This window comes from Crossiella cryophila (genome assembly GCF_014204915.1).
Lineage (GTDB): Bacteria > Actinomycetota > Actinomycetes > Mycobacteriales > Pseudonocardiaceae > Crossiella > Crossiella cryophila.
Map to the genome: position 1 here is coordinate 3,457,421 of NZ_JACHMH010000001.1, position 23,474 is coordinate 3,480,894.

Genomic DNA, 23,474 nt, shown 5'->3' on the forward strand with positions numbered 1-23,474 from the left:
ACAAGTTTCCGTTACGTGTCCAGCCTGTCCCCGCTGATAACAGATGCGTCATGCGTGAAAAACCGCATCCACGCCCGCCCTTTAGGCCCTTGACAAGGCAAGAACTGTGACCTGAGCAGCGGTTTTGTGACCAAAACTAGGCTGAATGCGCGCTTTGTTAGACCATTCGGCGGCAGTGTGTCTTTCGTCGCCTATTTGTCCGAATGGTGCGACCAAAGTTGCGCTGAGCTGGATAAAAGCGGTCTATGGGGCTACTGATTGGTATACGGGCATACTTGATATGACGGGTACTACCTGAAGATTTCTTCAGGTGGAAAATCCTAAACCGGACATCATGCAACACGCACTCGGCACGCAATCGATGACATGACAGAGACTGTCACAAGGTATATCCCCCAAAGTCGGTACACCGAAACCCCCTGGGGTGGCTGAGGCGTGAACTGATGGCCAATCAGCGGGGGAGCGTGGTGTGCGCGATGGGTGCCGACCGGCGCAGTTCTGTGGCTACTTTGTGACGGCGTCCCGCCATTCGGGAACCCCGGAAACGCCGAACGGCCCGAGCCGCATTGGCTCGGGCCGTCCGGGGACTTCTGTCGCTACCGCCGCTTCGCCCGCGAGAGCAGCGTCTGCAGCACCACCACCACGACCAGGAACCCGCCGCTGACCACCAGCTGCATGCTGGAGTCGAAGCCGCCGACCTGGTTGATCACGTCCCGGATCACGAACAGCAGCGCCACCCCGGCCAGCGTGCCGCCGACCGAGCCCGCACCGCCCACCAGCAGGGTGCCGCCGATGACCACCGCGGCGATGGCGTCCAGTTCCAGGCCGACGCCGATCACGGTGACGCCGGAGCCGAGCTGGGCGGCGGAGAGGATGCCTGCCAGGCCGGCCAGTACGGCGGAGATCACGTACACGCTGACCTTGGTGCGGGCCACCGGCAGGCCCATCAGCGAGGAGGCGTCCTCGCTGCCGCCGATGGCGAACAGGCGCATGCCGAACCGGGTTCGTTGCAGCACCAGGCCGCCCAGCAGGTAGAGCACCAGCACGATCAGCACCGGGATGCCCAGGCCGAGGATCCGGCCCTGACCGAGTTCCAGGAAGGCGGTCTCGGTCTGCGGGACCAGGTAGGTCTGACTGCCCTCGGCGGTGAGGAACTGGAGCAGGCCCCTGGCGAAGAGCAGGCCGCCCAGGGTGACGATGAAGGCGGCCATCTTGGCCTTGCCGACGAGCAGGCCGTGCGCCAGGCCGATGGCGGCGCTGACCGCCAGTGGCAGCGCGAACGCGCCCAGCAGGCCCCATTCCCTGGCGCCGTAGGCGGCCAGCACGCCGGAGAGGGCGTAGACCGAACCGACCGACAGGTCGATGCCGCCGGTGATGATCACCATCGTCATGCCCAGCGCGATCACCGCCAGGAAACTGGCCTGCACGGCCAGGTTGCCCAGGTTGTAGGCGGTCAGGAAGGTGTCGAAGGCCAGGCCGCCGACGGCGAGCAGCACCGCGAGCACGATCAGCGCGCCGTGCCGCTGGACGAGCTGGGCCACCTGCTGGCCGCGGCGGTTCGCCTCGGCGGGCGCGGCGGTGGCGGGAGCCGTGGTCATCGCGAACCGTTCCCTTCACGCTGCACCAGCACCGCGGCCGCGATGATCAGTGCCTGGGCCATCTGCGCCAGCGAGGCCGACACATCGTTCTTGATCAGCGTGGCCGTGATGAGCTGCATCAGCGCCGCCCCGGCCACCGTGCCCAGGATGCGTACCCGGCCGCCGGTCAACGGGGTGCCGCCGACCACCACCGCGGTGATCGCGGCCAGTTCGATCAGCTCGCCCAGCCGGGACGGGTCGCTCGCGGCCAGCCGCGAGGTGGCCAGCACACCGGCGATCGCGGCCAGCACACCGCTGATCACGTACACCGTGAGCAGCACCCGCTTGACCGGCAGCCCGGCGAACGCGGCCGCCTTCGGGTTGCCGCCCACCGCCACCAGTTGCCGCCCGAAGGTGGTCCTGGCCACCAGCAGGCCGACCAGCACCGCCAGCAGCGCGGCGATCAGCACTGTGTACGGCACGCCAAGCACCGAACCCGAGCCCAGCTCACGCAGTTCCGGGTTGCGGATGTCCTTGAGCTGCCCGCCCGCGATCACCAGTGCCAGCCCGCGGCCGCCGACCAGCAACGCCAGCGTGGCCACGATCGGCTGCACACCGACAAAAGCCACCAGGTAGCCGCTGACCAGCCCGGCCGCCGCGCCGGCCAGCAGGCACACGCCCACCGACAGCCCGGCGCCGTAACCCAGGTAGAGCGGCAGCAGCGCGCTGGTGATGGCCATCACCGAGCCGACCGACAGGTCGACGCCCTTGGTGCCGATCACCAGCGCCATGCCGAGCGCGATGATCAGCGTTGGCACCATCTGCACGGCCTGGGTGCGCAGGTTGTCCGCGGTGAGGAAGTTGTCCGTGAGGACCAGGTTCACCAGGAACAGCAGGCCCAGCGCGAAGTACACGCCGTAGTCCCGGACCAGCCCGATCGTGCTGGACCGGGCAGGAGCGGCGGTGGCCGTTGTCATGAGCTTTCCTCCCTGGCCTCGGCCAGCGCGTTGAGCACGCCGTCCGCGGTGACCTCGTCCCCGCGCAGTTCGGCCACTGACCCGCCCTCGCGCAGCACGACCACCCGGTCCGCGCCGGCGACCAGCTCGTCCAGCTCGCTGGAGACCATCACGATGCCCAGGCCCTGCTCGGCGAGTTCCTCGATCAGCGACTGCACCTCGGCCTTGGCGCCGACGTCGATGCCGCGGGTCGGCTCGTCCAGCAGCAGCACCTTGGGTTCCACCGCCAGCCAGCGGGCCAGCATCACCTTCTGCTGGTTGCCGCCGGAGAGTTCGCTGACCCGCTGTTCCGGGCTGGACGCCTTGATCCGCAGGCGTTTCATGAAGATGTCGACGACCTTGTCCTGCCGGGCGCGGGAGGTGATCCCGGCCCTGGACAGCCTGGGCAGCGCGGCCAGCACGATGTTCTCCCGCACGGACAGGTGCGGGATGATGCCCTCGGCCTTGCGGTCCTCCGGCACCAGCACCATGCCCGCGCGGATCGCCGCGGCGGTCGAACCGCCCTTCAACGGCTTGCCGGCCACCGAGATCTCCCCGCCGTCCAGCGGCAGCAGCCCGGCCAGCGCGGTCACCGTCTCGGTGCGGCCGGAGCCGAGCAGCCCGGCCAGGCCGACCACCTCACCCGGCTGCACGGTCACATCCACCCCGGTGAGCACCGCGCGCTTGCGCAAACCCTTGGCCCGCAACACCGGTGGCTTGGCGTCATCCGCGCCGGTGTGGCTATCCGAGAAGGCGGTGGTGCCCTCGCGGCGCACCTCGGCCACCTCCCGGCCCAGCATCAGCGCGACCAGCTCCAGCCTGCTGAGCCCGGCCATCGGTCCACTGTGGACGGTCCGGCCGTCGCGCAGCACGGTGACCGAGTCGCAGATGGTGTAAAGCTCCTCCATCCGGTGGCTGACGTAGACCACCGACACCTCGCGCTCGTGCAGCCTGCGCACCACGTCGAAGAGCGTCTCCACCTCGCGTGGCTCCAGCGAGGAGGTGGGCTCGTCCATGATGACCACGCGCGCCTCGGTCTGCACTGCGCGCGCGATGGCCACCATCTGCTGCACGCCGAGGCCGAGCGAACTCAGCTCGCGGCGCGGGTCGACCGGGATGCCCAGCTCGGCCAGCAGGGTCGCGGACTCCCGGCGCATCCGGCCGAAATCGACGGTGCCGAAGCGTCCGCGTGGTTCCCGGCCGAGGAAGAGGTTGTGCGCCACCGACATCGACGGGACCAGGTTGACCTCCTGGTACACCGTGGAGATACCCGCCTCCTGGGCGGCGGCCGGGCGGTCGAAGCCGACCGGCTCGCCGCGGAAGCGGATCTCCCCGCCGTCGGGGCGGTACACCCCGGTGAGCACCTTGATCAGGGTCGACTTGCCAGCGCCGTTCTCGCCGACCAGCGCGTGCACCTGGCCTGCCCGCAGGGTGAAGTCGACCTCGCGCAGCGCGTGCACACCGGCGAAGTGCTTGCCGACCCCGGCCGCCTCAAGGACGGCCGGGGCCGGAGCGGGGGTGTGCTCAGTAGGCACCGTTGACCTCTGCCTTGGCGTTGGCCTCGTCGTAGGCCTTGTCCGAGATGATGATCTTCTCCGGGATCGCCTCACCGGCCAGGTACTTCTGGATGGTGGCGAAGGCCAGCGGGCCGAACCGCGGGTTGGACTCGATCACGCCGTTGACGTTGCCGTCCACGATGGCCTGCACCGCGTTCCGGGTGCCGTCCACCGAGATGATCTTGATGTCCTTGCCGGGGGTCTTGCCTGCCGCGCGGACCGCGGTGATCGCGCCGAGCGCCATCTCGTCGTTCTCCGCGTAGATCGCGTTGATCTCCGGCTTGGACTGCAGCAGCTGCTCGGTGACGGTCTGGCCCTTCTCCCGGGAGAAGTCGCCGGTCTGCTCGGCCACCACGGTGATCCCGGCGGTGCCCTTGACCGCGTCCTTGAAGCCGTTGGTGCGGTCGGTGGTGACGTTGTTGCCGGAGGAGCCCAGCAGGATGGCCACCTTGGCGCTGCCGCCGGTCACCTTGATCATCGACTCACCGGCGCGCTTGCCCTGGTCGACGAAGTCCGAGCCGATGAAGGCCAGGTAGTCCACGCACGGCTTGGCGGCGTTGAGCTTGCGGTCCACGGTGAGCACCGGGACCTTCTTCTCCCGCGCGGCACGCAGGGCAGGCTCCAGGCCATCGGAGTTCAGCGGCGCCACGATCAGCAGCTGGGCGCCCTGGGCGAGCATGGACTGGATGTCCGAGATCTGCTTGCCGAGGTCGGAGTTGGAGTTGGTGGTCAGCAGCTGCTTGACCCCGACCTTCGCCGCCTCCGCCTTGATCGAGGCGGTTTCGGCGATACGGAACGGGTTCGCCTCCTTCTCCGACTGGGAGAAGCCGACGATCGCGTTCTTCAGGTCGATCTTCGGCGTGCCGTAGGCGTCGATCTTGCAGGTGGTTCCGCCGTCCGGCTGCGCCGACTTGGTCACCTGCTCACCACCGCCACTGGTGGCGCCGGGGTTGCCGGAGTTCTCCGGGTTCGCGCAGCCGGCCAGCACAAGTGCGGCCGCCGCGGCGAGCACCGCGCCGGACTTGAGGGATCGAACCTGCAAAGCAGTCATTGTCCACTCCTTCGTGGATCATGGACTGGGCGGAAATCGACCAGTTGCCCCTGGATCGGTGGTCACTATGAACGAATGTGATCGGTTTTCGTCAGCTTTTGCATAACTATGTGGTTTCTGTCCCGGCGATGTGCACCAGAACGCCGAGTGAGCGTAGGGCAGCCAGTTCGGCGGCGTCCGCGGCCCCGTCGGTGACGAGATGGGTGATCGACTCCGGTGGCACGGTCTGCACCATGGTGTCCACGCCGATCTTGGTGTGGTCGGCCAGCACGACGATCTCGTCGGCGGCCGAGGCCATGGCCCGGTCGGTGCCCGCGACCGAGACATTGGGGGTGGACAGCCCGCGCGCGGCGGTGAGCCCGTTGCCGGAGAGGAAGGCGCGCTGCACCCGCAGTCCGGCCAGTCCGCGTTCGGCGGCGGTGCCGACCAGGGCGAAGATCGACCCGCGCAGGGTGCCGCCCGGCATGATCACCTCGATGCCGCGGGAGCGGGCCAGCGCCTGGGCGACCAGCAGCGAGTTGGTCAGCACGGTCAGCTCGGCCAGCCGGGACAGCCTGCGGGCCAGCGCCTGGGTGGTGGTGCCCGCGCCGAGCACGATGGCGTCGCCGGGGGAGACCAGTTCGGCGGCGAGGTCGGCGATGGCGGCCTTCTCGTCACTGGCCACGTGGGTTTTCTCGGTGTGCGTCGGCTCGTAGGCGGGCCGGTCGGTGGCCACCGCGCCGCCGTGGCGCCGGGTCAGCAGGCCCTCGCCCTCCAGCTGGCGCAGGTCCCGGCGGACGGTGACCTCGCTGGTCTTGACGATCCGGGCGAGTTCGCGCAGCGAGACAGCGCCATTGGAGCGAACCAGCTCCAGGATCACCTGTCGGCGCTCGTCAGCGAACACGGGGTGATCGTAAACGGACACATTCGGTCGCAGCACCCACCGACACCCGGGTCTTGGCCGTTTCGGTATCTCAGCGTGGCCGGTTCAGGACCGCCCGAACCCGTTCGTACCGCCTGGTCCAGTGCTGCACCCGGTCCGGCGCGGCCGCGTAGGTCGCCAGCAGGTCCGGATCCGGCCGTGGCGCGACCCTCGGCACCGGCAGGAATCCGTCCACCGGCCGCAGCGATTCCCGCGTCACGTCACCGGTGAACAGGGACAGGGTGCCCAGCCCGCAGGCGAAGTCCAGTTCCGGCAACGCACCCGCCAGCGCGAGCTGCGCGGCCAGTCCGACGCTGCTCTCCAGCGCCGAGGACACCACGCACGGCAGTCCGGTCGCCTCGGCCACCCGCAACGCCTGCCGCACCCCGCCCAGCGGCGTGCACTTGATCACCGCGACGTCGGCGGCCGCCCGCACCTCCACCCGCAGCGGGTCGGCCGCCCGCCGGATCGACTCGTCCGCCGCGATCCGCACGTCCACCCGCCGCCGCACCAGCGCGAGTTCCTCGATGCTCCGGCAGGGCTGCTCCACGTACTCCAGCCCGCCCGCCGCGGTGGCCATCGCCCGGATCCAGCGCACCGCGGTGTCCACATCCCAGACCGCGTTGGCGTCCACCCGGATCTTCCCGTCCGGCCCCAGCGCGTCCCGCACCGCGGCCAGCCGCTCCAGGTCCTCGGGCAGCGAGTCCGGGTGATCAGCCACCTTGACCTTGGCCGTGCCACACCCCGACGCCGCCACCAGCTCATACGCCCGCTCGGCCGGGATCACCGGCACCGTGCAGTTGATCGGGATCCGCTCCCGCACCGGCTCGGGCCAGCCGACCTCGGCGGCCTCCACCGCGGTGGCCAGCCAGCGGGCGGACACCTCGTCGTCGTAGTCCTCGAACGGGCAGAACTCACCCCAGCCCGCAGGTCCCGCCAGCAGCAGGCCCTCGCGGACGGTGATGCCGCGGAAGCGGGTGCGCAACGGGATCGAGTAGACGTGCACAGCACCTCCGGGTCGCCAATGGACAGTCCTACCCGAATACTGTGCGGGATGCGCACCCGGGACCTGCCAACGTATTACCGGACCTGGACCGCCCAGGACGACGACGGCGGCACCAGCACCGGCCAGCTCGAACGCACGCCCACCGGTGAACTCCTGCTCCGCCTGGGCTGCACCCGCCAGTACGAGTTCCCGCTGACCGCCGAGGACACCGCGACCCTGGCCACCGCCCTGCGTGCCGCCACCGCCGTGACCCTCGGCCCGCTGTCCGTGGCCCCCGCACCGCAGGGCGTGACCCTCACCGCCACCCTGCCCGCCGAAACCTGGCCGCTGCACCTGTCGCCGGAGCAGTGCACCGCCCTCGCCGGTCATCTCAACGCCATCACCAGCGCTGATACCCAACTCTGATAACCCGCTCCCACCTGCGCGACTTAAATTGAATTCGATCGCGCAATCGACTGCATCCCTGCCCGACCTGCGCGACTTCTTGCGACCCCTGCTCGGCAAGGAGCCCCATGTCAGCCAAACGTCTGCTCGGCATCCTGGCAGCCACCCTGCTGTCTTTGATCACCCTGATCGGCCTGACCCCGTCGGCGATCGCCGCACCCCAGGCCCGCACCGTGTACTACAACGCCACCGGCGCCGGCGAGTACCGCGGCACCGCGGACCAGGCAGCCCAGATCTGGAACCAGCGCGTCCCCAACGTCCGCCTGGTCGCGGGCGGCAGCGCGACCATGACCATCCGGGTCACCGTCGGCGGCGGCAGCCGCGCCTACCCGCAAGGGCTGGGCCGGGGCCTGGTCTACATCGACCGCAACGACGTCAACGCGGGTCACTACGCCCTGCGCATCATGGCGCACGAGATCGGCCACATCCTCGGCCTGCCGGACAACTACAACGGCGTGTGCTCGCAGCTGATGTCCGGCGGCAGCGCGGGCACCTCCTGCCGCAACCCCAACCCCAACGCGCAGGAAGCCGCGCGGGTGAACCAGCTGTTCGCGGGCGGCTTCAGCACGCCGGACATCAGGTCCACGGTGTATGACCGGGAGCTGGCCGCCGCGTAGGCGCGCCGGCACCGACGGCCCGGATCGCCCTCGCGGTCCGGGCCGTCGGCGTACCCGGAGCAGGACAAATCTTTTGCGCCCCGCCCACCCAGCGCCTAGCGTCGCACTCCCCGCGGGCGCGGAATCGCGCCCCACCTGCGGCGATGAGCCAACAGATCGGAGGTGCGGAGCGGGATGACCAGTAACCTCCAAGCGCTCTGCTTCGACGCGCACAACCCCCTGCGCCTGGCCCAGTTCTGGGCAGGCGTCCTGAAGTGGGAGCTGGTCGAGGATCCGCGAACCGGTCCCACCCTGCTCCCTGGCGACGACACCGGCTTCAATCTCCGCTTCCAGCCCACCGACGAGCCCAAGCGCGGCCCCAACCTGTACCACTTCGACCTGACCAGCCAGACCCCTGAAGAGCAGCGGGAAACAGTCGCCAGAGCCCTCGAACTCGGCGGCAGCCACCTGGACATCGGCCAGCTCCCCGAGGAAACCCACGTCGTCCTGGCCGACCCCGAGGGCAACGAGTTCTGCGTCCTCGCCGAGGGCAACAACTTCCTCGCCGACTGCGGTTTCCTGGGCGCCCTGGCAGGCGACGGAACCCAGCAGGTCGGCTACTTCTGGCACCAGGCCCTCAACTGGCCCCTGGTCTGGGACCAGGACGAGGAAACCGCCATCCGCTCCCCGCACGGCGGCCCCAAGGTCACCTGGGGCGGCCCACCCGTGGCCCCCAAACTCGGCAAGTCCCGAGTCCACTTCGACCTGGCCCCACCAGCCGACGGCAACCAGGAGGCGGAGGTCGAACGCCTGCTCGCCCTGGGCGCCAAGCGCGTGGACATCGGCCAGACCGAAACCGACTGGGTAGTCCTCGCAGACCCAGACGGCAACGAGTTCTGCCTCCACCCCCCACGCTAACCCCGCCCCCCAACGGCCAACCTGCCGTACAACAACGGCCAACACCCGGTACAACAACGGCCAACACACCGTCCCAGAACGGCCAACACGCCGGGAGCTTGAAACCCCGCCGGCGTGTTGGCCGTTCTGGTACCGGGTGTTGGCCGTTGTGGACGGTGTGTTGGCCGCTTTGGTACGGGGTGTTGGCCGTGTGGGGGCCGCTCTTCGCCGTCGAGTCCCCCGTGGGACCCAGGTGAGTCCTCCGGTCGTAGGGTTTCCGTCTGGGCAACTTGCGCTTCGACACCAATCCGTGATCTCGTTCCCCGGGTCATCAACACGAGTTGAAAGAGCGTCCCGTGGTCACTCGGCGCGACGTCGCCAGGCTCGCCGGCACCTCGGAGTCGGTGGTCAGCTACGTGCTCAACGCCGGTCCGCGCAACGTCGCCCCGGCCACCAGGGACCGGGTGCTGGCCGCGATCGACGAACTGGGTTACCGGCCCAACGCGGTCGCCCGCTCCCTGCGGACCAGCCGGACCCGCACCCTCGGCCTGCTCGTGCCCGACAACGCGAACCCCTTCTTCGCCGAACTGGCCGCCCAGATCGCCGAGGACACCTTCGCCGCGGGCCACTCCCTGCTGCTGGCCAACTCCCGGGAAGACCCCGACCGCGAGGCCGAGCAGGTCCGGATCCTGTTGGACCGCAAGGTCGACGGCCTCATGCTCATCCCCGCCTGCGCCCCCACCCAGTGCGTGGACGACCTGGTCAGCTCGGGCGTCCGCTGCGTGCTGGTGGACCGCGAACTGCCCCGGCTGGCCGCGGGCACCGTGGTCGCCGACCACATCGGCGGCGCGCGGGCGGCGGTCACCCACCTCCTGGAACACGGCCGCCGCCGGATCGCCTGCGTGGCCGGGCCGCACTGCGCCTCACCCACCGACGACCGGGTGCTCGGCTGGCGGTCGGCGTTGATCGCCGCGCAGGTCGATCCGGACGCGCTTCCCTTGCTGCACACGCCGTTCGGCCGGATGTCGGCCTACACCGCGGCCACCGAACTGCTCTCCGGACTCACCAGCGCGGAACGCCCGGACGCCTTCTTCGTCACCAGCGACGAGCAGGCCGTCGGCGTGCTCCGTGCCGCGCTGGAACTCGGTCTGCGCGTGCCGCAGGACCTGGCGATCGCCTCCTTCGACGGGATCGCGGGATCGGCCTACCCGGTGCCCGCGCTGACCACGGTCAGCCAGCCGATCGCCGAACTCAGCCGGACCGCGGTGCGCCTCCTGCTGGACGCGGAGGACCCGGTCGGCAAGCGGATCGTGCTGCCCGTCTCGCTGCTGCGCCGCGGTTCCTGCGGCTGCCCTGATCCCGCCGGTGGCGGCTGCTCGGCCTCCGCGTCGCCGGCCGTCCCACCCTGCACCGCTCCGCCGAGCGCTGAGTAACAACCGCCATCATCGCGAAGCCCCACAAGGAGTTCGTCCGTGCCGAGGAAAGCCTCTGTCATCGCCGCCGCGGCCGCCGTCGCCTTCACCGCGGCCGCCTGCGGGCAGGAGAGCAACGGCCTGACCGTGCCGCCGCCCAGCGGTGACCCCAAGGTCTGCCTGGTGATGAAGTCCCTGGCGAATGAGTTCTTCAAGACCATGCAGAAGGGCGCTCAGGAACACGTCGAGGCCCAGGGCGGGATCAAGCTGATCGCCAGCGGCATCCCGAACGAGACCGATGTGGACGGTCAGGTCGCCGAGGTCGAGAAGTGCGTGACGCAGCGGGTCGACGCGATCGTGCTCGCCCCCGCCGACTCCACCGCCCTGGTCGCCTCGGTCCGCAAGGCCGTTGACGCCGGCATCAAGGTGGTCAACATCGACGTCGAGCTGGAGCCGGGCGCACTGCGTCAGGCCGGGCTGGACGTGCCCTTCGTCGGCCCCGACAACCGGGAGGGCGCCCGCCAGGCCGGGATGGAGCTGGGCAAGGCCATCGGCGCCCGCAGCAAGGTGATCATCCTGGAGGGCATCCCCGGCGCGGCCAACGGCGAGCTGCGGGTCAAGGGCTTCAAGGACGCCGTGCAGCAGAGCGGCATGGTGCTCACCGCCTCGCGCACCGCGAACTGGGAGACCGACCAGGCGCACTCGGTGCTCGGCGCGCTGCTGACCGCCAACCCGGACGTCAAGGGCGTGCTCGCGGCCAACGACAGCATGGCGCTGGGCGCGGTCAAGGCGATCGAGGAGCAGAACCTGGCCAGCAAGATCAAGGTCGTCTCCTTCGACAACATCCCCGCGATCAAGCCGTTGCTGCTCAACGGTTCCGTGGTGGCCACCGTGGAGCAGTTCGCCTCCGCCCAGGCCGCCCGCGGCATCGACCAGGCCGTGCGCATGGTCAAGGGCGAGAAGGTCACCGGCTGGCAGAAGACCCCGGTCGAGGTCAAGACCAAGTCGAACGTCGGCTGAGGCGGGGCAGGGGTGCTTGAGGGGGAACCGCTGCTGCGACTGAGCGGACTCGGCAAACGCTACCCCGGCGTGATCGCGCTGGCCGGTGTCGACCTCGACGTCGCGCCCGGCGAGATCCACGCGCTGGTGGGGGAGAACGGGGCCGGCAAGTCCACTGTGGTCCGCTGCCTGTCCGGCATGGAGACACCGGACAGCGGCGAGATGACCTTCGACGGCGCGCCGCACCGGCCGGCCAGTCCGGCCGCGGCGCTGCGGGCCGGGATCCGGGTGGTGCACCAGGAACTGGAGCTGCTGCCCGAGCTGTCGGTGGCGGAGAACCTGTACTTCGAGCACCTGCCCCGCCGATTCGGTCTGGTGGACAAGCGAAAGATCCGCCAGGACGCGGTGACGGCACTGGCGCGGGTCGGCCTCCGGGTCGACCCGCGCACCCCGGTCGGCAGGCTCGGCCTGGCCGCCCGGCAACTCGTGGAGATCGCCCGCGCGCTGGCCGCGGACAGCAGGCTGCTGGTGCTGGACGAGCCCACCGCCGCGCTCACCGGCGCCGAATCCGCCCGATTACAGGGCATCCTGCGCGAACTGGCCGCCGAGGGCACCGCAATCGTGTTCATCTCCCACCACCTGGCCGAGGTGCTGGCCATCGCGGACCGGATCACCGTGCTGCGCAACGGGAAATCCGTGGCCACCCGCGCCGCGGCCGGCGTCGGCGCGACCGAACTGGTGCGGCTCATGGTCGGCCGCGATCTCGCCGAGGAATACCCGCCCCGCCCGGCCACCGCCCGCGCCCCCGGCGCCGAACTGCTGCGCGCGGAAGCCTTGCGGGTGCACGGCGGCGCGGGCGAACTGGACTTCGCGGTGCACGCCGGCGAGGTGGTCGGCCTGGCCGGGCTGGTCGGCTCCGGCCGCACCGAGGCGGTCCGCGCGCTCTACGGCGCCGACCGCCGCGCCGGTGGCCGGGTCCTGGTGTGCGGCAAGCCCATCCCCAACGGCCGCCCCACCAAGTCAGTCCACAATGGACTCGGGATGCTGGCCGAGGACCGCAAGGACCAGGGCCTGCTGCTGGACATGACGGTGGCCGCCAACACCTCCCTGGCCGCGCTGCCGATGGTGGCGCACTGGGGACTGCGCAGCGGGAAACTCGAGGACCAGGTGGCGGGCACCCTGGTCGACCGGCTCGGTGTGCGCACCTCCGGCGTGCGGCAGGCCGTGCGCGCCCTCTCCGGCGGCAACCAGCAGAAGGTCCTGTTGGGACGGTGGCTGCTGGCCGACCCCGGCGTGCTCATCGTGGACGAACCCACCCGGGGCGTGGACGTGGGCGCCCGCTACGAGATCCACCGCCTGCTGCTGGAACTGGCCGAGGGCGGCAAGGGCCTGCTGGTGGTCTCCTCCGACCTGCCCGAGCTGATCGGCCTGTGCGACCGCATCCTGGTGCTCTCCCGCGGCCGGATCGCCGGTGAGCTGACCAGGGCCGAGTTCGACCGGGAGAAGATCCTGGCCTTGGCCTACTCCGGCTACCTGACCAGCACCGACGAAGAGGACGGGCCGAGTTGAAGACCGACGTGCCGACCACCGGACCCACCGCGCCGGACCGTTCGCGCAGCAAGGTGCTGGGCCAGGTGCTCGGCGAGGCCGGGATCGGCGTCGCGCTGCTGGTGCTGGTGCTGGTGTTCCTGGCCTTCGCCCCGCAGTTCGGCACCGGCCAGAACATCCGCAACATCATGACCCAGATCACCCTGAACACCATCCTGGCCGTCGGCATGACCTTCGTGGTGCTCGTCGGCGGCATCGACCTCTCGGTCGGCTCGGTGCTCGCGCTGTCCGCTGTGGTCGCGGGCAGCCTGATGACCTGGGACGCGCTCAGTCCCGGCACCGGCCTGCTGCTGGGCGTGCTGGCCGCGGTGCTGGTGGGCGCGCTGTGCGGACTGGTCAACGGCGCGGTCACCGAACGCTGGAAGGTGCCCTCCTTCATCATCACCCTGGGCATGCTCTACGTGGCCCGCGGCGCGGCGCAGGAGTACACGAACGCGCAGACCATCTACAACCTGCCGCGCGAGCTGACCCTGTTCGGCACCGCCACTTTCCTCGGCCTGCCCGCGGTGTTCGTGGTCGCGCTGGCCCTGGTCGCGCTGGGCTGGTTCGTGTTGAGCCGCACCGTGTTCGGGCGGCTGGTCTACGCGGTGGGCACCAACGAGGAGGCGGTCCGGCTGGCCGGGCACCGCACCGGCTGGGTCAAGGTCAGCGTGTTCGTGATCGCCGGGGTGTGCGTTGGCATCGCCGCGGTGGTCTACATGGCCCGGCTCAACATCGCCAGCCCGATCCTGGGCAACGGCTACGAGCTGAACGCGATCGCCGCGGTGGTCATCGGCGGCGCCAGCCTCACCGGCGGCCGCGGCTCGATGATCGGCACCCTGCTCGGCGCCTGCCTGCTCGGCGTGCTCAGCAACGGCCTGATCCTGCTCGGCGTCTCCGACTTCCAGCGCACCATGATCACCGGTGGCGTGATCATCGTCGCGGTGGTGCTGGACGCCTACCGGCGCCGGGTGGCCACCCGCCTCAACTCCGTCATCACCGTCTGACCCACCGCTGCCCGCAGGATCGCGGTGAGCACAGGTGAGCACTCTTCGGGCCGGGAACGGTCTGGGGAGTGAGCCGCTTCCCGACGCAGTATTCCCCCAAGCCCAGCCGCCCCGGCCGGGCCGGAATCGGGGAGTACCAATGGGAATCGTCAGCAAGCGGGTGACCGCGGCCCTGCTCGGCGCCGCCGCAGTGGGTGGCGTGCTGCTGCCCGGCGCGACCGCCGTCGCCGCCCCGGCGCGGGCCGCCGCCATCCAGTCGCCTGCCAGTATCGCCGCCGCGTCGGGCATCAAGATCGACGTGTTCACCAACACCGTCGACATCACCACCAAGATCTACGGCATCGTGGCCGATGCGATCAAGACCCACCAGAACCGCGGCGGCTACGTGAAAAGCCTGATGGAGGGCGCTTTCTACGACGCCCGCGAGCGCTACAACGTGCTGGTCATCAAGGCCGACCACCCCTATGACGTCAACCTGCAGGGCAAGGTCTACGACGCGCGGGTGCACAGCGACGCCTACCCGGACTTCCACATCTACGTCTTCGACTCCGGCACGGTCGTGAACAAGGGCGACGGCGGCTGGATCAACTGGGCCTTCCGCGGCTGGTTCGACCGCCCCGGCAACGGCGGCACCGTCAACTTCCACAAGCCGTGAGCGAGCAGGAGACCACTGTCATGAAGATCAAGAAGCTGCTCGCCGCCCTGCCGCTGGCCGCACTGGCCCTGCTGGGCGTGGCCACCACCCCCGCGCTGGCCGACACCGCCGCGGTGGCCTCGGTCCAGACCTCCCCGTCGGTGACCATCCACACCGACAGCACCGGCACCGGGTTCAAGCTCGCGCACGAGCTGAGCAAGGTCAACGAGAAGGACCGGGACAAGTTCGTCCGCCGCGCCGTGGACGTCGCCTTCGAGCAGACCGGCGGCCGCTACAACGTGCTGCTGTTCAACCTGTCCAACAACTACCAGGAACAGCTCAACGGGAAAGCCTTGTACGCCAACGTCGACTACGACGGCGTCTTCTACGGGCTCTGGGTCTTCGACAGCGGCAAGTTCGTCAACCAGGGCGACGGCGGCTACCAGAACTGGGGCTTCCGCGGCTGGTTCGACCGCAACGGCGGCACCGTCAATTTCCGCAGGCCCTGAGCCAGGAGGAGCGAGGAACATGAAGATCACTCACCGTCTTGCCGCCCTGGCCGCCGTCGTGGCCGCCGGGACCGCCACCCTCACCATGACCCTGCCCAGCGCGGCCGAGGCAGCCGCAGCCGGATTCCCGACCTGCGACCTCAGCGAGAAGGTCAAGGAACTCCAGCGCTGGGACACCAACAACCAGTACAACATCATCGTCTGGAAGGAATCCGCCCGCGCCAGCAGCGATCTGCGGGGTGTGGCCGCGCAGGACTTCGCCAACTCGCACGAGTGCAAGAACACGGTCAAGCACTCCAACTACTTCTGGGCCGCGTTCCGGGAAGGCACCTTCGTGCACCAGGGCGACGGCGGCTACCGCAACTGGGCCTTCGTCGGCAACTTCCAGCGCGACGGCGAGACCGTCCGCTTCTTCCCCCGCTGACCCCTGATCGGAGTGAGAACCATGAGCGTCAAGAGCATCAGCGTCAAGGTGCTGACCGCACTCGCCCTGGTGGGCACGGTGGCCGTGGCCGCACCCGCGACCGGGTTCGCCGATGAGTACCTGCACACCTGCGATCTCAGCAAGAAGATCGACGAGCTGCAGAACTGGGGTGCGGACAAGAGCAACAACATCATCGTCTACAAGGACTCCGCGCGGGCTGACTCCTGGTTCGAGGGGGTTGTCTCGCAGGGGCAGAAGCAGGCGATGGCGTGCAACGAGCACTGGGCCCCCTCCACCTTCTACTGGGTGGTCTTCAAGGGGCGCGGGTACTTCCAGCACAAGGGTGACGGCGGTTACCGCAACTGGGCCTTCTACGGGGTCTTCGACCGGGACGGTGAGAAGGTCAACTTCCACGCCCGCTGATCGCCCGCGCGGGGTGTGGCCCAGTCCGGGCCGCACCCCGCAAGCGCTTTCCCGGACTGTCCACAATGCACGATCGGGGGGTCCGCGAGGGCGCTTCCCGTTCACCTGAGGTACCGGATCGGCCCTGTGGGCGGCTTTTCCTCTCGCCCCGGGGCCTTCGTGCTGCTTACCTCAGCCCCATGAACCGCCCCACCGTGCTGGCCGACCGGCTGCGCGACAAGCGCAGGCGTGAGTTCTTCGGCCGCGAAGCCGAACTCGCCGAGTTCACCGCCATGCTGGCAGGCCAGGCCGCCACCCCGGCCGTGCTGTTCGTGCACGGACCAGGCGGGATCGGCAAGTCCACGCTGTTGCGCAACTACGCCGAACTGGCCGCGGACCGGGGTCGCCCGGTGTTCGAGGTGCTCGGCGGCGACGTCGGCGGCACGCCGGCTGGCTTCCTCCGCCTGGCGGCCGCGGCGCTGACCGAACCGGACGCGGTGCTGCTGGTGGACGCCTTCGAGGACTGCCAGCACCTCGCGCCCTGGCTGCAGGAGTCCTTCCTGCCGGACCTCCCGGTGACCGCGCTGGTGGTCATCGCCGGGCGGTGCGCGCCCGATCCGCGCTGGACCGCCGCCCCCGGCTGGCACCAGGTGCTGGGCGTGCGCGAACTCGGCGAGCTGCCCGCGCCCGCGGTCGAGGAGCTGCTGGCCGCCAGGGGAGTGCCGAACAGCCGGTGGGCCGCGGTGACCCGGTTCGCCGGCGGGCATCCGCTGGCACTGAGCCTGGCCGGCGGGATCGCGGTGCGGGACAAGGAGAACAGCGGTATCGCCGAACAGGCCGTGGTGGCCGCGCTGCTGCCGCACCTGCTCGCCGGGGACGTGCCCAGTCCGGCGCACCGCCGGGCGCTGGAGGTCTGCGCCAGGGCGTACGGCACCACCGAGGGCCTGCTGCGCGCGGTGCTGCCCGAACACGACGCGGCCCCGCTGTTCGAGTGGTTGCGGCGCCTGCCTTTCGTCTCCCCAGGGCGGTTCGGGCTGGTGCCGCACGACGTGGTGCGCGCGGTGCTCTCGGCCGACCTGCGCTGGCGCGATCCGGCCGGATTCGCCGAGCTGCACCGGAGTCTGCGCGGGCAGGCACTGGCCAGGGTGCGCGCCGCCGCACCGGCCGCGGTGCTGCGGGAGGCCGCCGCGCTGCGCTACCTCTACCGCGACAGCGGGGTGCCGACCTACCAGCACCAGTGGCGCCGGGACGGGGAAGTGCTCGAATCGCTGTGCCAGGAACGCGATCACGCCGAGGTGCTGGAGCTGGCCAGGTCCAGTGGCGAGGCGGAGCGGGTCGAGTGGTGGCTGGCCAGGCAACCCGGCGCGTTCCGGGTGCAGCGCTGCGCGGACACCGGCGAGCTGATCGGCGTGACCGCGTGGCTGCGCCTGCTGCGGCCGGAACCCGAGGAGCTGGCCGACCCGGTGGTGGCCGCGGCCTGGCGGCACGCCGAGTCCACCAGCCCGGTCCGGGAGGGCGAGCACCTCGGCCTGGCCCGGTTCTCCCTGCTCCGCGCCGGGCACCCCGGCGCGGCCCCGGCCAGGGATCTGATCCGGTGGCGGCTGCTGGCCGAGATGCTCCGCGGCGAGCGGCTGGCCTGGACCTACCTGGTGGCCGAGGCGGGGGAGCCGTGGCGGAGCTGGATGACCGAGAGCGAGCAGCCCCCGGCGGGCGAGCCGCTGGAGATCGGCGGGCGGCTGTTCGCGCTCTACGCCCACGACTGGCGCAACCGCCCGGTGGAGCAGTGGCTGGAGGCCGCTGACCTGCGGTTGCTGGAGGGCACCGCGCCCGCCGAGGCCGGGGTGCTGTGCCGGGCCGAGTTCGACGAGGCCGTGCGCGAGGCGGTTCGTGCCCTGCACCGGCCGGAGGCGCTGGCCACCAGTGCGCTGGTGCGCACCCGGCTGCTGGCCGCGCACTGCGGCAGACGGGCCGAGGAGGCGCTGCGCGAGGTGCTCACCACGGCCATCGAGGGCCTGGCCGCCGACCCGCACTGCGGCAAGGCGCACCGCGCGCTGGTGGTCACCTTCGTCACCGGCACCGCCACCAGGGAGGCCGCCGCCGCCCGGCTCGGCCTGCCGTTCAGCACCTACCGCAGGCACCTGGCCACCGGGCTGGACCGGCTGTGCGACTCGCTGTGGCACTGGGCGAATCAAGCGGCTTGACCACGCCGTCACCGCGTGGACCAGTAAGGTTTGCCGATCAGGGCAACCTAGAGGCCATGCTGGAGCGTCTTTCACGGTGGTGGACGAAAACCAACGGTCGAAGACCGCGCTGCTGACCGACCGCCCCCATGCCGGGGCGGTTTTCGGTGTCCGGCTGAAACACTGGCTGACCAGGGAACCCGTCCTGGCCGCCGGGTTCTCGCTGCTCGCCGCGATCGTGCTGACCTGGCCAACGCTGGCCGGGCTGACCGACACCATCCCGCAGGACACCGCCGATCCGCTGTTGCAGGCCTGGCAGGTCGCCTGGAACGGTCACGCGCTGCTGTCGGATCCTGGCAACCTGTGGCAGACCAACGCCTTCTTCCCGGCCAAGGACGCGCTCGCCTTCAGCGACAGCCTGCTCGGCTACGCCCCGGCCGGGCTGATCGGCAACGGTCCGGTGGCCGCGCTGGTCCGGTACAACCTGCTGTTCATCCTCGCCTACGCACTGGCCTGCGCCGGCGGGTACGCGCTGGCCAGGCAGCTGGGCGCGAGCTGGCAGGGCGCCGCGGTGACCGGCTTCGCCTTCGCCTTCGCGCCCTGGCGGCTGGCCCACGGCGGGCACCTGAACATCCTGTCCACCGGCGGCATCGCGCTGGCCCTGGCCATGCTGGCCCGAGGGCACGGCTTCAGCCTGCGCGAGGGCTACCGGCCCGACCGGGTCCGCCCCGGCTGGGCACTGGCCGGCTGGCTGGTCGCGGCCTGGCAGATGACCCTGGGCTTCGGCATCGGGCTGCCCTTCGCCTACGTGCTCGGCGGCGTGGTGCTGGTCTCGGTGATCCGCTGGTTCACCACCGGCCGCCCGCCGCTGCGCAAGCGCCTGTTCAGCTTCGACGTCGCCGGTGGCGCGGCCTTCGCGCTGACCTCGATCCTGATGGGCCTGCCCTACCTGCGGGTGCTCGCGGCCAACCCGGACGCCCGCCGCAGCCTGTGGGACGTCGACGTGCACAGCCCACCCTGGTACGGCTTCTTCCTGGCCCCCAACGAATCCGCGATCTGGGGCGACGTCAGCGAACGCGGCCGCGCCGACCTGGCCGCGCCGGCCGAGATGACCCTGCTGGTCGGTCTGATCCTGATCACCCTGGCCGTCTTCGGCCTGACCGTGTCCGCCTGGTCCCGCAAGACCCGGATCTGGCTGACCGTCGGCACCGCGGTGTCGGTGATCCTCGCCATGGGCACCAAGGTCCTCGGCGACGGCGAGTACACCTACCTGCTGCTCTACCACTACCTGCCGGCCTGGGACGCCATCCGCACCCCCAGCCGCCTGGTCGTCTGGACCACCCTGCTGCTCGGCCTGCTCGCCGCAGGCGGCGTCACCTACCTGTGCGAACGCGCCCCCACCCGCAACCGCCCACTGGTCAGTGTCGCCCTGCTGCTGCCCGCGCTGCTGGTGCTGACCGAGGGCGCCAACCGCACGGCGCACCCCGAGGTCCCCACCTCGCCGGTGGCCATGCGCACCCTGCGTTCCCCGGTGCTGATCCTGCCCTCGGACCAGATCGAGGACCAGCAGACCATGTTCTTCTCCACCGACGGTTTCCCGGTGCTGGCCAACGGCGGCAGCGGTTTCCTGCCCAAGGTCACCGACGAGCTGCGGCAGAAGACGAAGAACTTCCCGGACGCGGCCAGCGCGGCGCACCTGCGGGAGCTGGGCGTGCGCACGGTGGTCGTGCACAACCGGCCCCGCAACAACCCGGCCTTCCAACGCGCCAGGTCAGCCCCGTTGGGCGAGCTGAACATCGTGGCCAAGCGAGTCGACGACGACGTGTTCGTCTTCTCCCTGGAGTGACCCGTCTAAGCTGACCCCTGCCATGGGGAGGGGACGCACAGTGACCGAGCAGTCACCGAACACCATCAACGGCCCGGTGACCGGGAACTCGGTGCAGGCCGGGGCGATCCACGGCGGCGTGCACTTCCACCTGAACCACGCGGCGCCGCCGGAGCCGGAGCTTGAGGTCACCTTCGTCCCGCCGCCCCCGCTCCCGCCGAAGGTGCGGCAGGGACCGCGCAAGCGAGTCCTGGCGGCGAAGTTCCTCGGCCGCTGGTTCCTCGCGTTACTGCCGGTACTGCTGATCAGCTCGATCGTCGGCGGGGTCGGCAACCAGGTGACCGGATTCGGGCCGCTACCACTGCGATTGCTGGCGGACCTGGGGCTGCTGCTGTTCGTGGTGCTGGCGCTGTGGGTGTGGTCGATGGCCGCCACCCGCCGCTTCCGCGACCTGGTCACCCTGGTCCTGGACAAGATCACCTCGCACCGCATCATGAGCCTGACCAAGGTGCAGCTCACCGTGTTCACCTGGACCGCTGCCGCGATGTGTGTCGGCGGTCTGATCCGGGAGAGCCTGCCGCCCGACCCGACCCGGCCGCCCGTGGACGGTCACATGGCCGTGGTCTTCTGCGGGTTGCTGAGCCTGCTTCTCCTCCGCCAGCTCCGCCGACGCAATTCCGAATCACACCCGGTTGCCTGAACAACACTTCGCCGGTTAGAGTCAATCCCGTGACTGCCGGGTCGGCCTTGAGCCACTACCGAGTTGGGTCCCCGGCCTCCGAGTGAGGCCAGGGTGGGCCAGGAGCCCGCCACCCATTTCCGCAACATCCCACGACGGTGTCGTATCCCGTCGTCTTCGCGCACCCCCTTAGCGCCTTGACGTGCGCTGACGTACGCCTCCACCCATAACACCCGTCGCGCTGACGGCTGCCCGAATTCGCTTTCCGCTCGTTCCGACGAGCGGCTATCAGTCATGCCTAAAGAATGGAGACCAATGGATTTCAACAAGCAGGTAATCGAGGAGTTCCGCGCCAACAACGGCCGCGTCGGCGGCTATTTCGAGGGTTCGCGCCTGCTCCTCATCACCACCACCGGAGCCCGCTCCGGCAAGGCGCACACCAACCCCGTCGGCTACTACCCCGACGGCGACGGCCGCTCCCTCATCATCGGCAGCGCGGGCGGCTCCCCCAAGCACCCCGACTGGTACCACAACCTGGTCGCCAACCCGGAGCTGACGGTCGAGGACGGCGTCTTCACCTACGAGGCCAAGGCCACCGTCCTCACCGGCGAGGCCCGCGACCAAGCCTTCGCCCGAGCAGTAGAGGCAGACGAAGGCTGGGCCGAATACCAGTCCAAAACCACCCGCGTGATCCCGGTGGTGATCCTGGAAGCGACCTCCGGCGGCCCCCCGAACGCGGGCTCCGCCTCCGAGGCCCTGAAGCTGGTGCACAACGCGTTCCGCCGCGAGCTGGCCATGATCCGCAGCGAGTTCGCCAAGTCCGGCCGAACCCTGGGCGTCCAGCTACGCATCAACTGCCTGACCCTGTGCCAGGGCCTGCACAACCACCACACCGGCGAGGACATGGCGATTTTCCCCTACCTGGGCGACCGCTACCCGGAGTTCCAGCCAACCATCGACCGCCTACGCGAGGAACACGTCCGAATCGCCGACCTGACAGCCGAACTCCAACGAACCCTGGACAACGTGGACGCCGACCCAGCAGTCGTCCTGACCGAAGTCGAACGCCTCACCAACGAACTGGAACGCCACCTGGACTACGAAGAAGCCCAACTAATCCCAGTCCTGGAAGTAGCCATGTCCTAACCCCAACCCCTTCCCGGCGTGTTGGCCGTTGTTGTACCCAGTGTTGGCCGTTCTTGTACGCCATAGGCGATTGCGTGCGGGCGGAGCCCGGGGACGGGCGGCCGGGGTGGCTTTTCAACACTCCCCGAGCGGTTCCCCCATCCCCGTCAGCCTGGAGAGGACACACCACATCCCGGGTGCGCAGACCGCAACCTGCCGCCGCCCTAGCCTCTCAACCGCAACGGTCTGCGTGCCCGGGATGTGGTTTGGTATCGGAGGGCTGACGGGGATGGGGGAACCGCACGAGCACTGCTCTTCATCTTTGCTCTTGTTCTTGGATTTTCCCCCCCATCCTTTGATTCCTGCCCGTCCGGCGAGGACGATCTTGATCGTCGCTCGTGTACCTCAGCACCAGAGGCCAACAGCGCAAAGATCAAGAGCGGAAAAGATGGCCTCGCCGGCCGGGCAGACCACCGGAGGGGGGAGGGCAGATCAAGAGCCGGGCAAGCAGGTTGCGGGGCGGGGTTTGTGTTGCCGGGGCCGGTTCCAGCGTGGCTCCGAGGGCTCGTGTGTTCTCCGTACGGCCTTCCGCAAGCCAACCACACCCCGAGGAGCGGCCCCCGTCGCGTTTGGGAGGCTAGGGCGGCGGCAGGTTGCAGGGGCCGCTCCTCGGGGCGCGGTCAGCAAGCTCCAGGCCGTACGGAGAACACACGACAACCCTCGTCGTGGGGGTCTACCCCCAACCCCAAACCCCGCCCCGTCCCACAACAGCCAACGACCCGTACAACAACGGCCAACACTCCGTACGACAACGGCCAACACGGCGTACAAGAACGGCCAACACGGCGGGTGGGGTGGAGGGGGTTACAGGGTTGTGGGGCCGCCGGGGTTGGTGGTTCGGGTGTTGACGACTGTGTGGCCGACTGTGGCGGCTTCGTCGTCGGGGTAGCGGCGGTAGCCGTCGGCGGTGACTGTCGCGATCACGGGGAAGATGTTGCGGGTCAGGTCGGGGCCGCCGGTCGCGGTGTCCTCGTCGGCTGCGTCGTAGAGGGCTTCCACGCAGGCTCGGACGGCCTGGGCCTCGGTGAAGCCGGGGCGGAAGAGCTTCTTCAGGGAGCTGGTGGCGAAGATCGAGCCGGAGCCGACCGCGGCGTAGTTCTTCTCCTCGGTGCGGCCGCCGATGATCTCGTAGCCGAAGATCCGGCCCACGCCGCGGGTCAGGTCGAAGCCCGCGTACAGCGGGACCACCGCGAGGCCCTGCTGGGCCAGGCCGAAGTTGCCGCGGACCATGGAGTTGAGCTGGTTGGCCTTGCCCTCCAGGGTCAGCGAGACGCCTTCGATCTTCTCGTAGTGCTCCAGCTCGACCTGGAACAGCCGGACCAGCTCGACCGCGATGCCGACGGTGCCGGCGAAGGCGACCACCGAGTACTCATCGGCCTGCCGGACCTTCTCCAGGTCACGCTGGGCGATGAGGTTCCCCGCCGTTGCCCGGCGGTCGCCTGCCATCACCACACCGCCGTCGAAGACCACCGCGAGCACCGTGGTGCCGTGCGGGGCGTTGACCTTGCTCCGCGGGACCTGATGCCAGGGCAGCAGGTGCGGGGCCTCGGTCGACAGGTGGCGGAGGAAGGAGGAGTCGGCCATGTCGATCAGCTAAGCGCACGGGGC

22 protein-coding genes are annotated in these 23,474 nt (G+C 69.8%); 15 read left to right on the forward strand and 7 right to left on the reverse strand.

Going from position 1 to position 23,474, the window contains the following annotated elements; all coding sequences use genetic code 11:
- Positions 1–596 precede the first annotated feature (596 nt).
- From HNR67_RS16030 to HNR67_RS16055, 6 genes are all read right to left on the reverse strand, one after another.
- Positions 597–1,598, reverse strand: coding sequence for an ABC transporter permease (locus tag HNR67_RS16030; RefSeq protein ID WP_185002953.1), 1,002 nt, complete (start codon positions 1,596–1,598; stop codon positions 597–599).
- A complete protein-coding gene (locus HNR67_RS16035; protein ID WP_185002955.1) occupies positions 1,595–2,554 on the reverse strand; it encodes an ABC transporter permease in 960 nt (319 codons plus the stop codon). Before HNR67_RS16035 ends, HNR67_RS16030 begins: the two co-directional genes overlap by 4 nt.
- Positions 2,551–4,107, reverse strand: coding sequence for a sugar ABC transporter ATP-binding protein (locus HNR67_RS16040; RefSeq protein ID WP_185002956.1), 1,557 nt, complete (start codon positions 4,105–4,107; stop codon positions 2,551–2,553). The genes HNR67_RS16035 and HNR67_RS16040 overlap by 4 nt, the downstream gene beginning before the upstream one ends.
- The gene (locus HNR67_RS16045) at positions 4,097–5,179 is read right to left on the reverse strand and encodes an ABC transporter substrate-binding protein (RefSeq protein WP_185002958.1); all 1,083 of its coding nucleotides are present in this window, start codon (positions 5,177–5,179) and stop codon (positions 4,097–4,099) included. The genes HNR67_RS16040 and HNR67_RS16045 overlap by 11 nt, the downstream gene beginning before the upstream one ends.
- Positions 5,180–5,285: 106 nt before the next feature.
- On the reverse strand, positions 5,286–6,062 hold the full coding sequence (locus tag HNR67_RS16050; protein WP_185002960.1) for a DeoR/GlpR family DNA-binding transcription regulator: 777 nt from the start codon (positions 6,060–6,062) through the stop codon (positions 5,286–5,288).
- A gap of 70 nt (positions 6,063–6,132) precedes the next feature.
- On the reverse strand, positions 6,133–7,086 hold the full coding sequence (locus HNR67_RS16055) for an o-succinylbenzoate synthase (RefSeq protein ID WP_185002962.1): 954 nt from the start codon (positions 7,084–7,086) through the stop codon (positions 6,133–6,135).
- 48 nt (positions 7,087–7,134) lie between these two features.
- Here HNR67_RS16055 and HNR67_RS44425 point away from each other — a divergent pair, with 48 nt between their 5' ends.
- From HNR67_RS44425 to HNR67_RS16130, 15 genes are all read left to right on the forward strand, one after another.
- Positions 7,135–7,491, forward strand: coding sequence for a hypothetical protein (locus tag HNR67_RS44425; RefSeq protein WP_185002964.1), 357 nt, complete (start codon positions 7,135–7,137; stop codon positions 7,489–7,491).
- A gap of 107 nt (positions 7,492–7,598) precedes the next feature.
- Positions 7,599–8,147, forward strand: a complete 549-nt coding sequence (locus HNR67_RS16065; RefSeq protein WP_185002965.1) for a snapalysin family zinc-dependent metalloprotease — start codon at positions 7,599–7,601, stop codon at positions 8,145–8,147.
- A 174-nt stretch (positions 8,148–8,321) separates the two neighbouring features.
- Positions 8,322–9,044, forward strand: a complete 723-nt coding sequence (locus tag HNR67_RS16070; RefSeq protein WP_185002967.1) for a VOC family protein — start codon at positions 8,322–8,324, stop codon at positions 9,042–9,044.
- A gap of 335 nt (positions 9,045–9,379) precedes the next feature.
- Positions 9,380–10,456, forward strand: coding sequence for a LacI family DNA-binding transcriptional regulator (locus HNR67_RS16075; RefSeq protein WP_185002968.1), 1,077 nt, complete (start codon positions 9,380–9,382; stop codon positions 10,454–10,456).
- 39 nt (positions 10,457–10,495) lie between these two features.
- On the forward strand, positions 10,496–11,455 hold the full coding sequence (locus HNR67_RS16080; protein ID WP_185002970.1) for a sugar ABC transporter substrate-binding protein: 960 nt from the start codon (positions 10,496–10,498) through the stop codon (positions 11,453–11,455).
- Positions 11,456–11,467: 12 nt separating this feature from the next.
- Positions 11,468–13,003 carry a sugar ABC transporter ATP-binding protein gene (locus HNR67_RS16085; RefSeq protein ID WP_185002971.1) on the forward strand — a complete coding sequence of 512 codons (1,536 nt, stop codon included), beginning with the start codon at positions 11,468–11,470 and terminating at the stop codon, positions 13,001–13,003.
- Positions 13,000–14,028 (forward strand): ABC transporter permease, encoded by a 1,029-nt coding sequence (locus HNR67_RS16090; protein ID WP_221489921.1) that lies wholly within the window; start codon positions 13,000–13,002, stop codon positions 14,026–14,028. Before HNR67_RS16085 ends, HNR67_RS16090 begins: the two co-directional genes overlap by 4 nt.
- 139 nt (positions 14,029–14,167) lie before the next feature.
- The gene (locus tag HNR67_RS16095; protein ID WP_185002973.1) at positions 14,168–14,683 is read left to right on the forward strand and encodes a stress protein; all 516 of its coding nucleotides are present in this window, start codon (positions 14,168–14,170) and stop codon (positions 14,681–14,683) included.
- A 20-nt stretch (positions 14,684–14,703) separates the two neighbouring features.
- Positions 14,704–15,171 carry a stress protein gene (locus tag HNR67_RS16100; protein WP_185002975.1) on the forward strand — a complete coding sequence of 156 codons (468 nt, stop codon included), beginning with the start codon at positions 14,704–14,706 and terminating at the stop codon, positions 15,169–15,171.
- A 19-nt stretch (positions 15,172–15,190) separates the two neighbouring features.
- On the forward strand, positions 15,191–15,595 hold the full coding sequence (locus HNR67_RS16105; protein ID WP_185002976.1) for a hypothetical protein: 405 nt from the start codon (positions 15,191–15,193) through the stop codon (positions 15,593–15,595).
- Positions 15,596–15,616: 21 nt separating this feature from the next.
- Entirely contained in the window at positions 15,617–16,018 is a 402-nt protein-coding gene (locus HNR67_RS16110; protein ID WP_185002978.1) for a hypothetical protein, read from the forward strand.
- Between the two features lie 179 nt (positions 16,019–16,197).
- Positions 16,198–18,198 carry an AAA family ATPase gene (locus HNR67_RS16115; protein WP_185002979.1) on the forward strand — a complete coding sequence of 667 codons (2,001 nt, stop codon included), beginning with the start codon at positions 16,198–16,200 and terminating at the stop codon, positions 18,196–18,198.
- Positions 18,199–18,274: 76 nt separating this feature from the next.
- A complete protein-coding gene (locus HNR67_RS16120) occupies positions 18,275–20,023 on the forward strand; it encodes a hypothetical protein (RefSeq protein ID WP_185002981.1) in 1,749 nt (582 codons plus the stop codon).
- A gap of 40 nt (positions 20,024–20,063) precedes the next feature.
- Positions 20,064–20,702, forward strand: a complete 639-nt coding sequence (locus HNR67_RS16125) for a hypothetical protein (RefSeq protein WP_185002982.1) — start codon at positions 20,064–20,066, stop codon at positions 20,700–20,702.
- Between the two features lie 294 nt (positions 20,703–20,996).
- A complete protein-coding gene (locus tag HNR67_RS16130; RefSeq protein WP_246492525.1) occupies positions 20,997–21,827 on the forward strand; it encodes a nitroreductase/quinone reductase family protein in 831 nt (276 codons plus the stop codon).
- Positions 21,828–22,670: 843 nt separating this feature from the next.
- On the opposite strand, the gene prcB is transcribed toward HNR67_RS16130, so the two are convergent.
- A complete protein-coding gene (gene prcB / locus HNR67_RS16135; RefSeq protein ID WP_185002984.1) occupies positions 22,671–23,450 on the reverse strand; it encodes a proteasome subunit beta in 780 nt (259 codons plus the stop codon).
- Between the last annotated feature and the right edge of the window lie 24 nt (positions 23,451–23,474).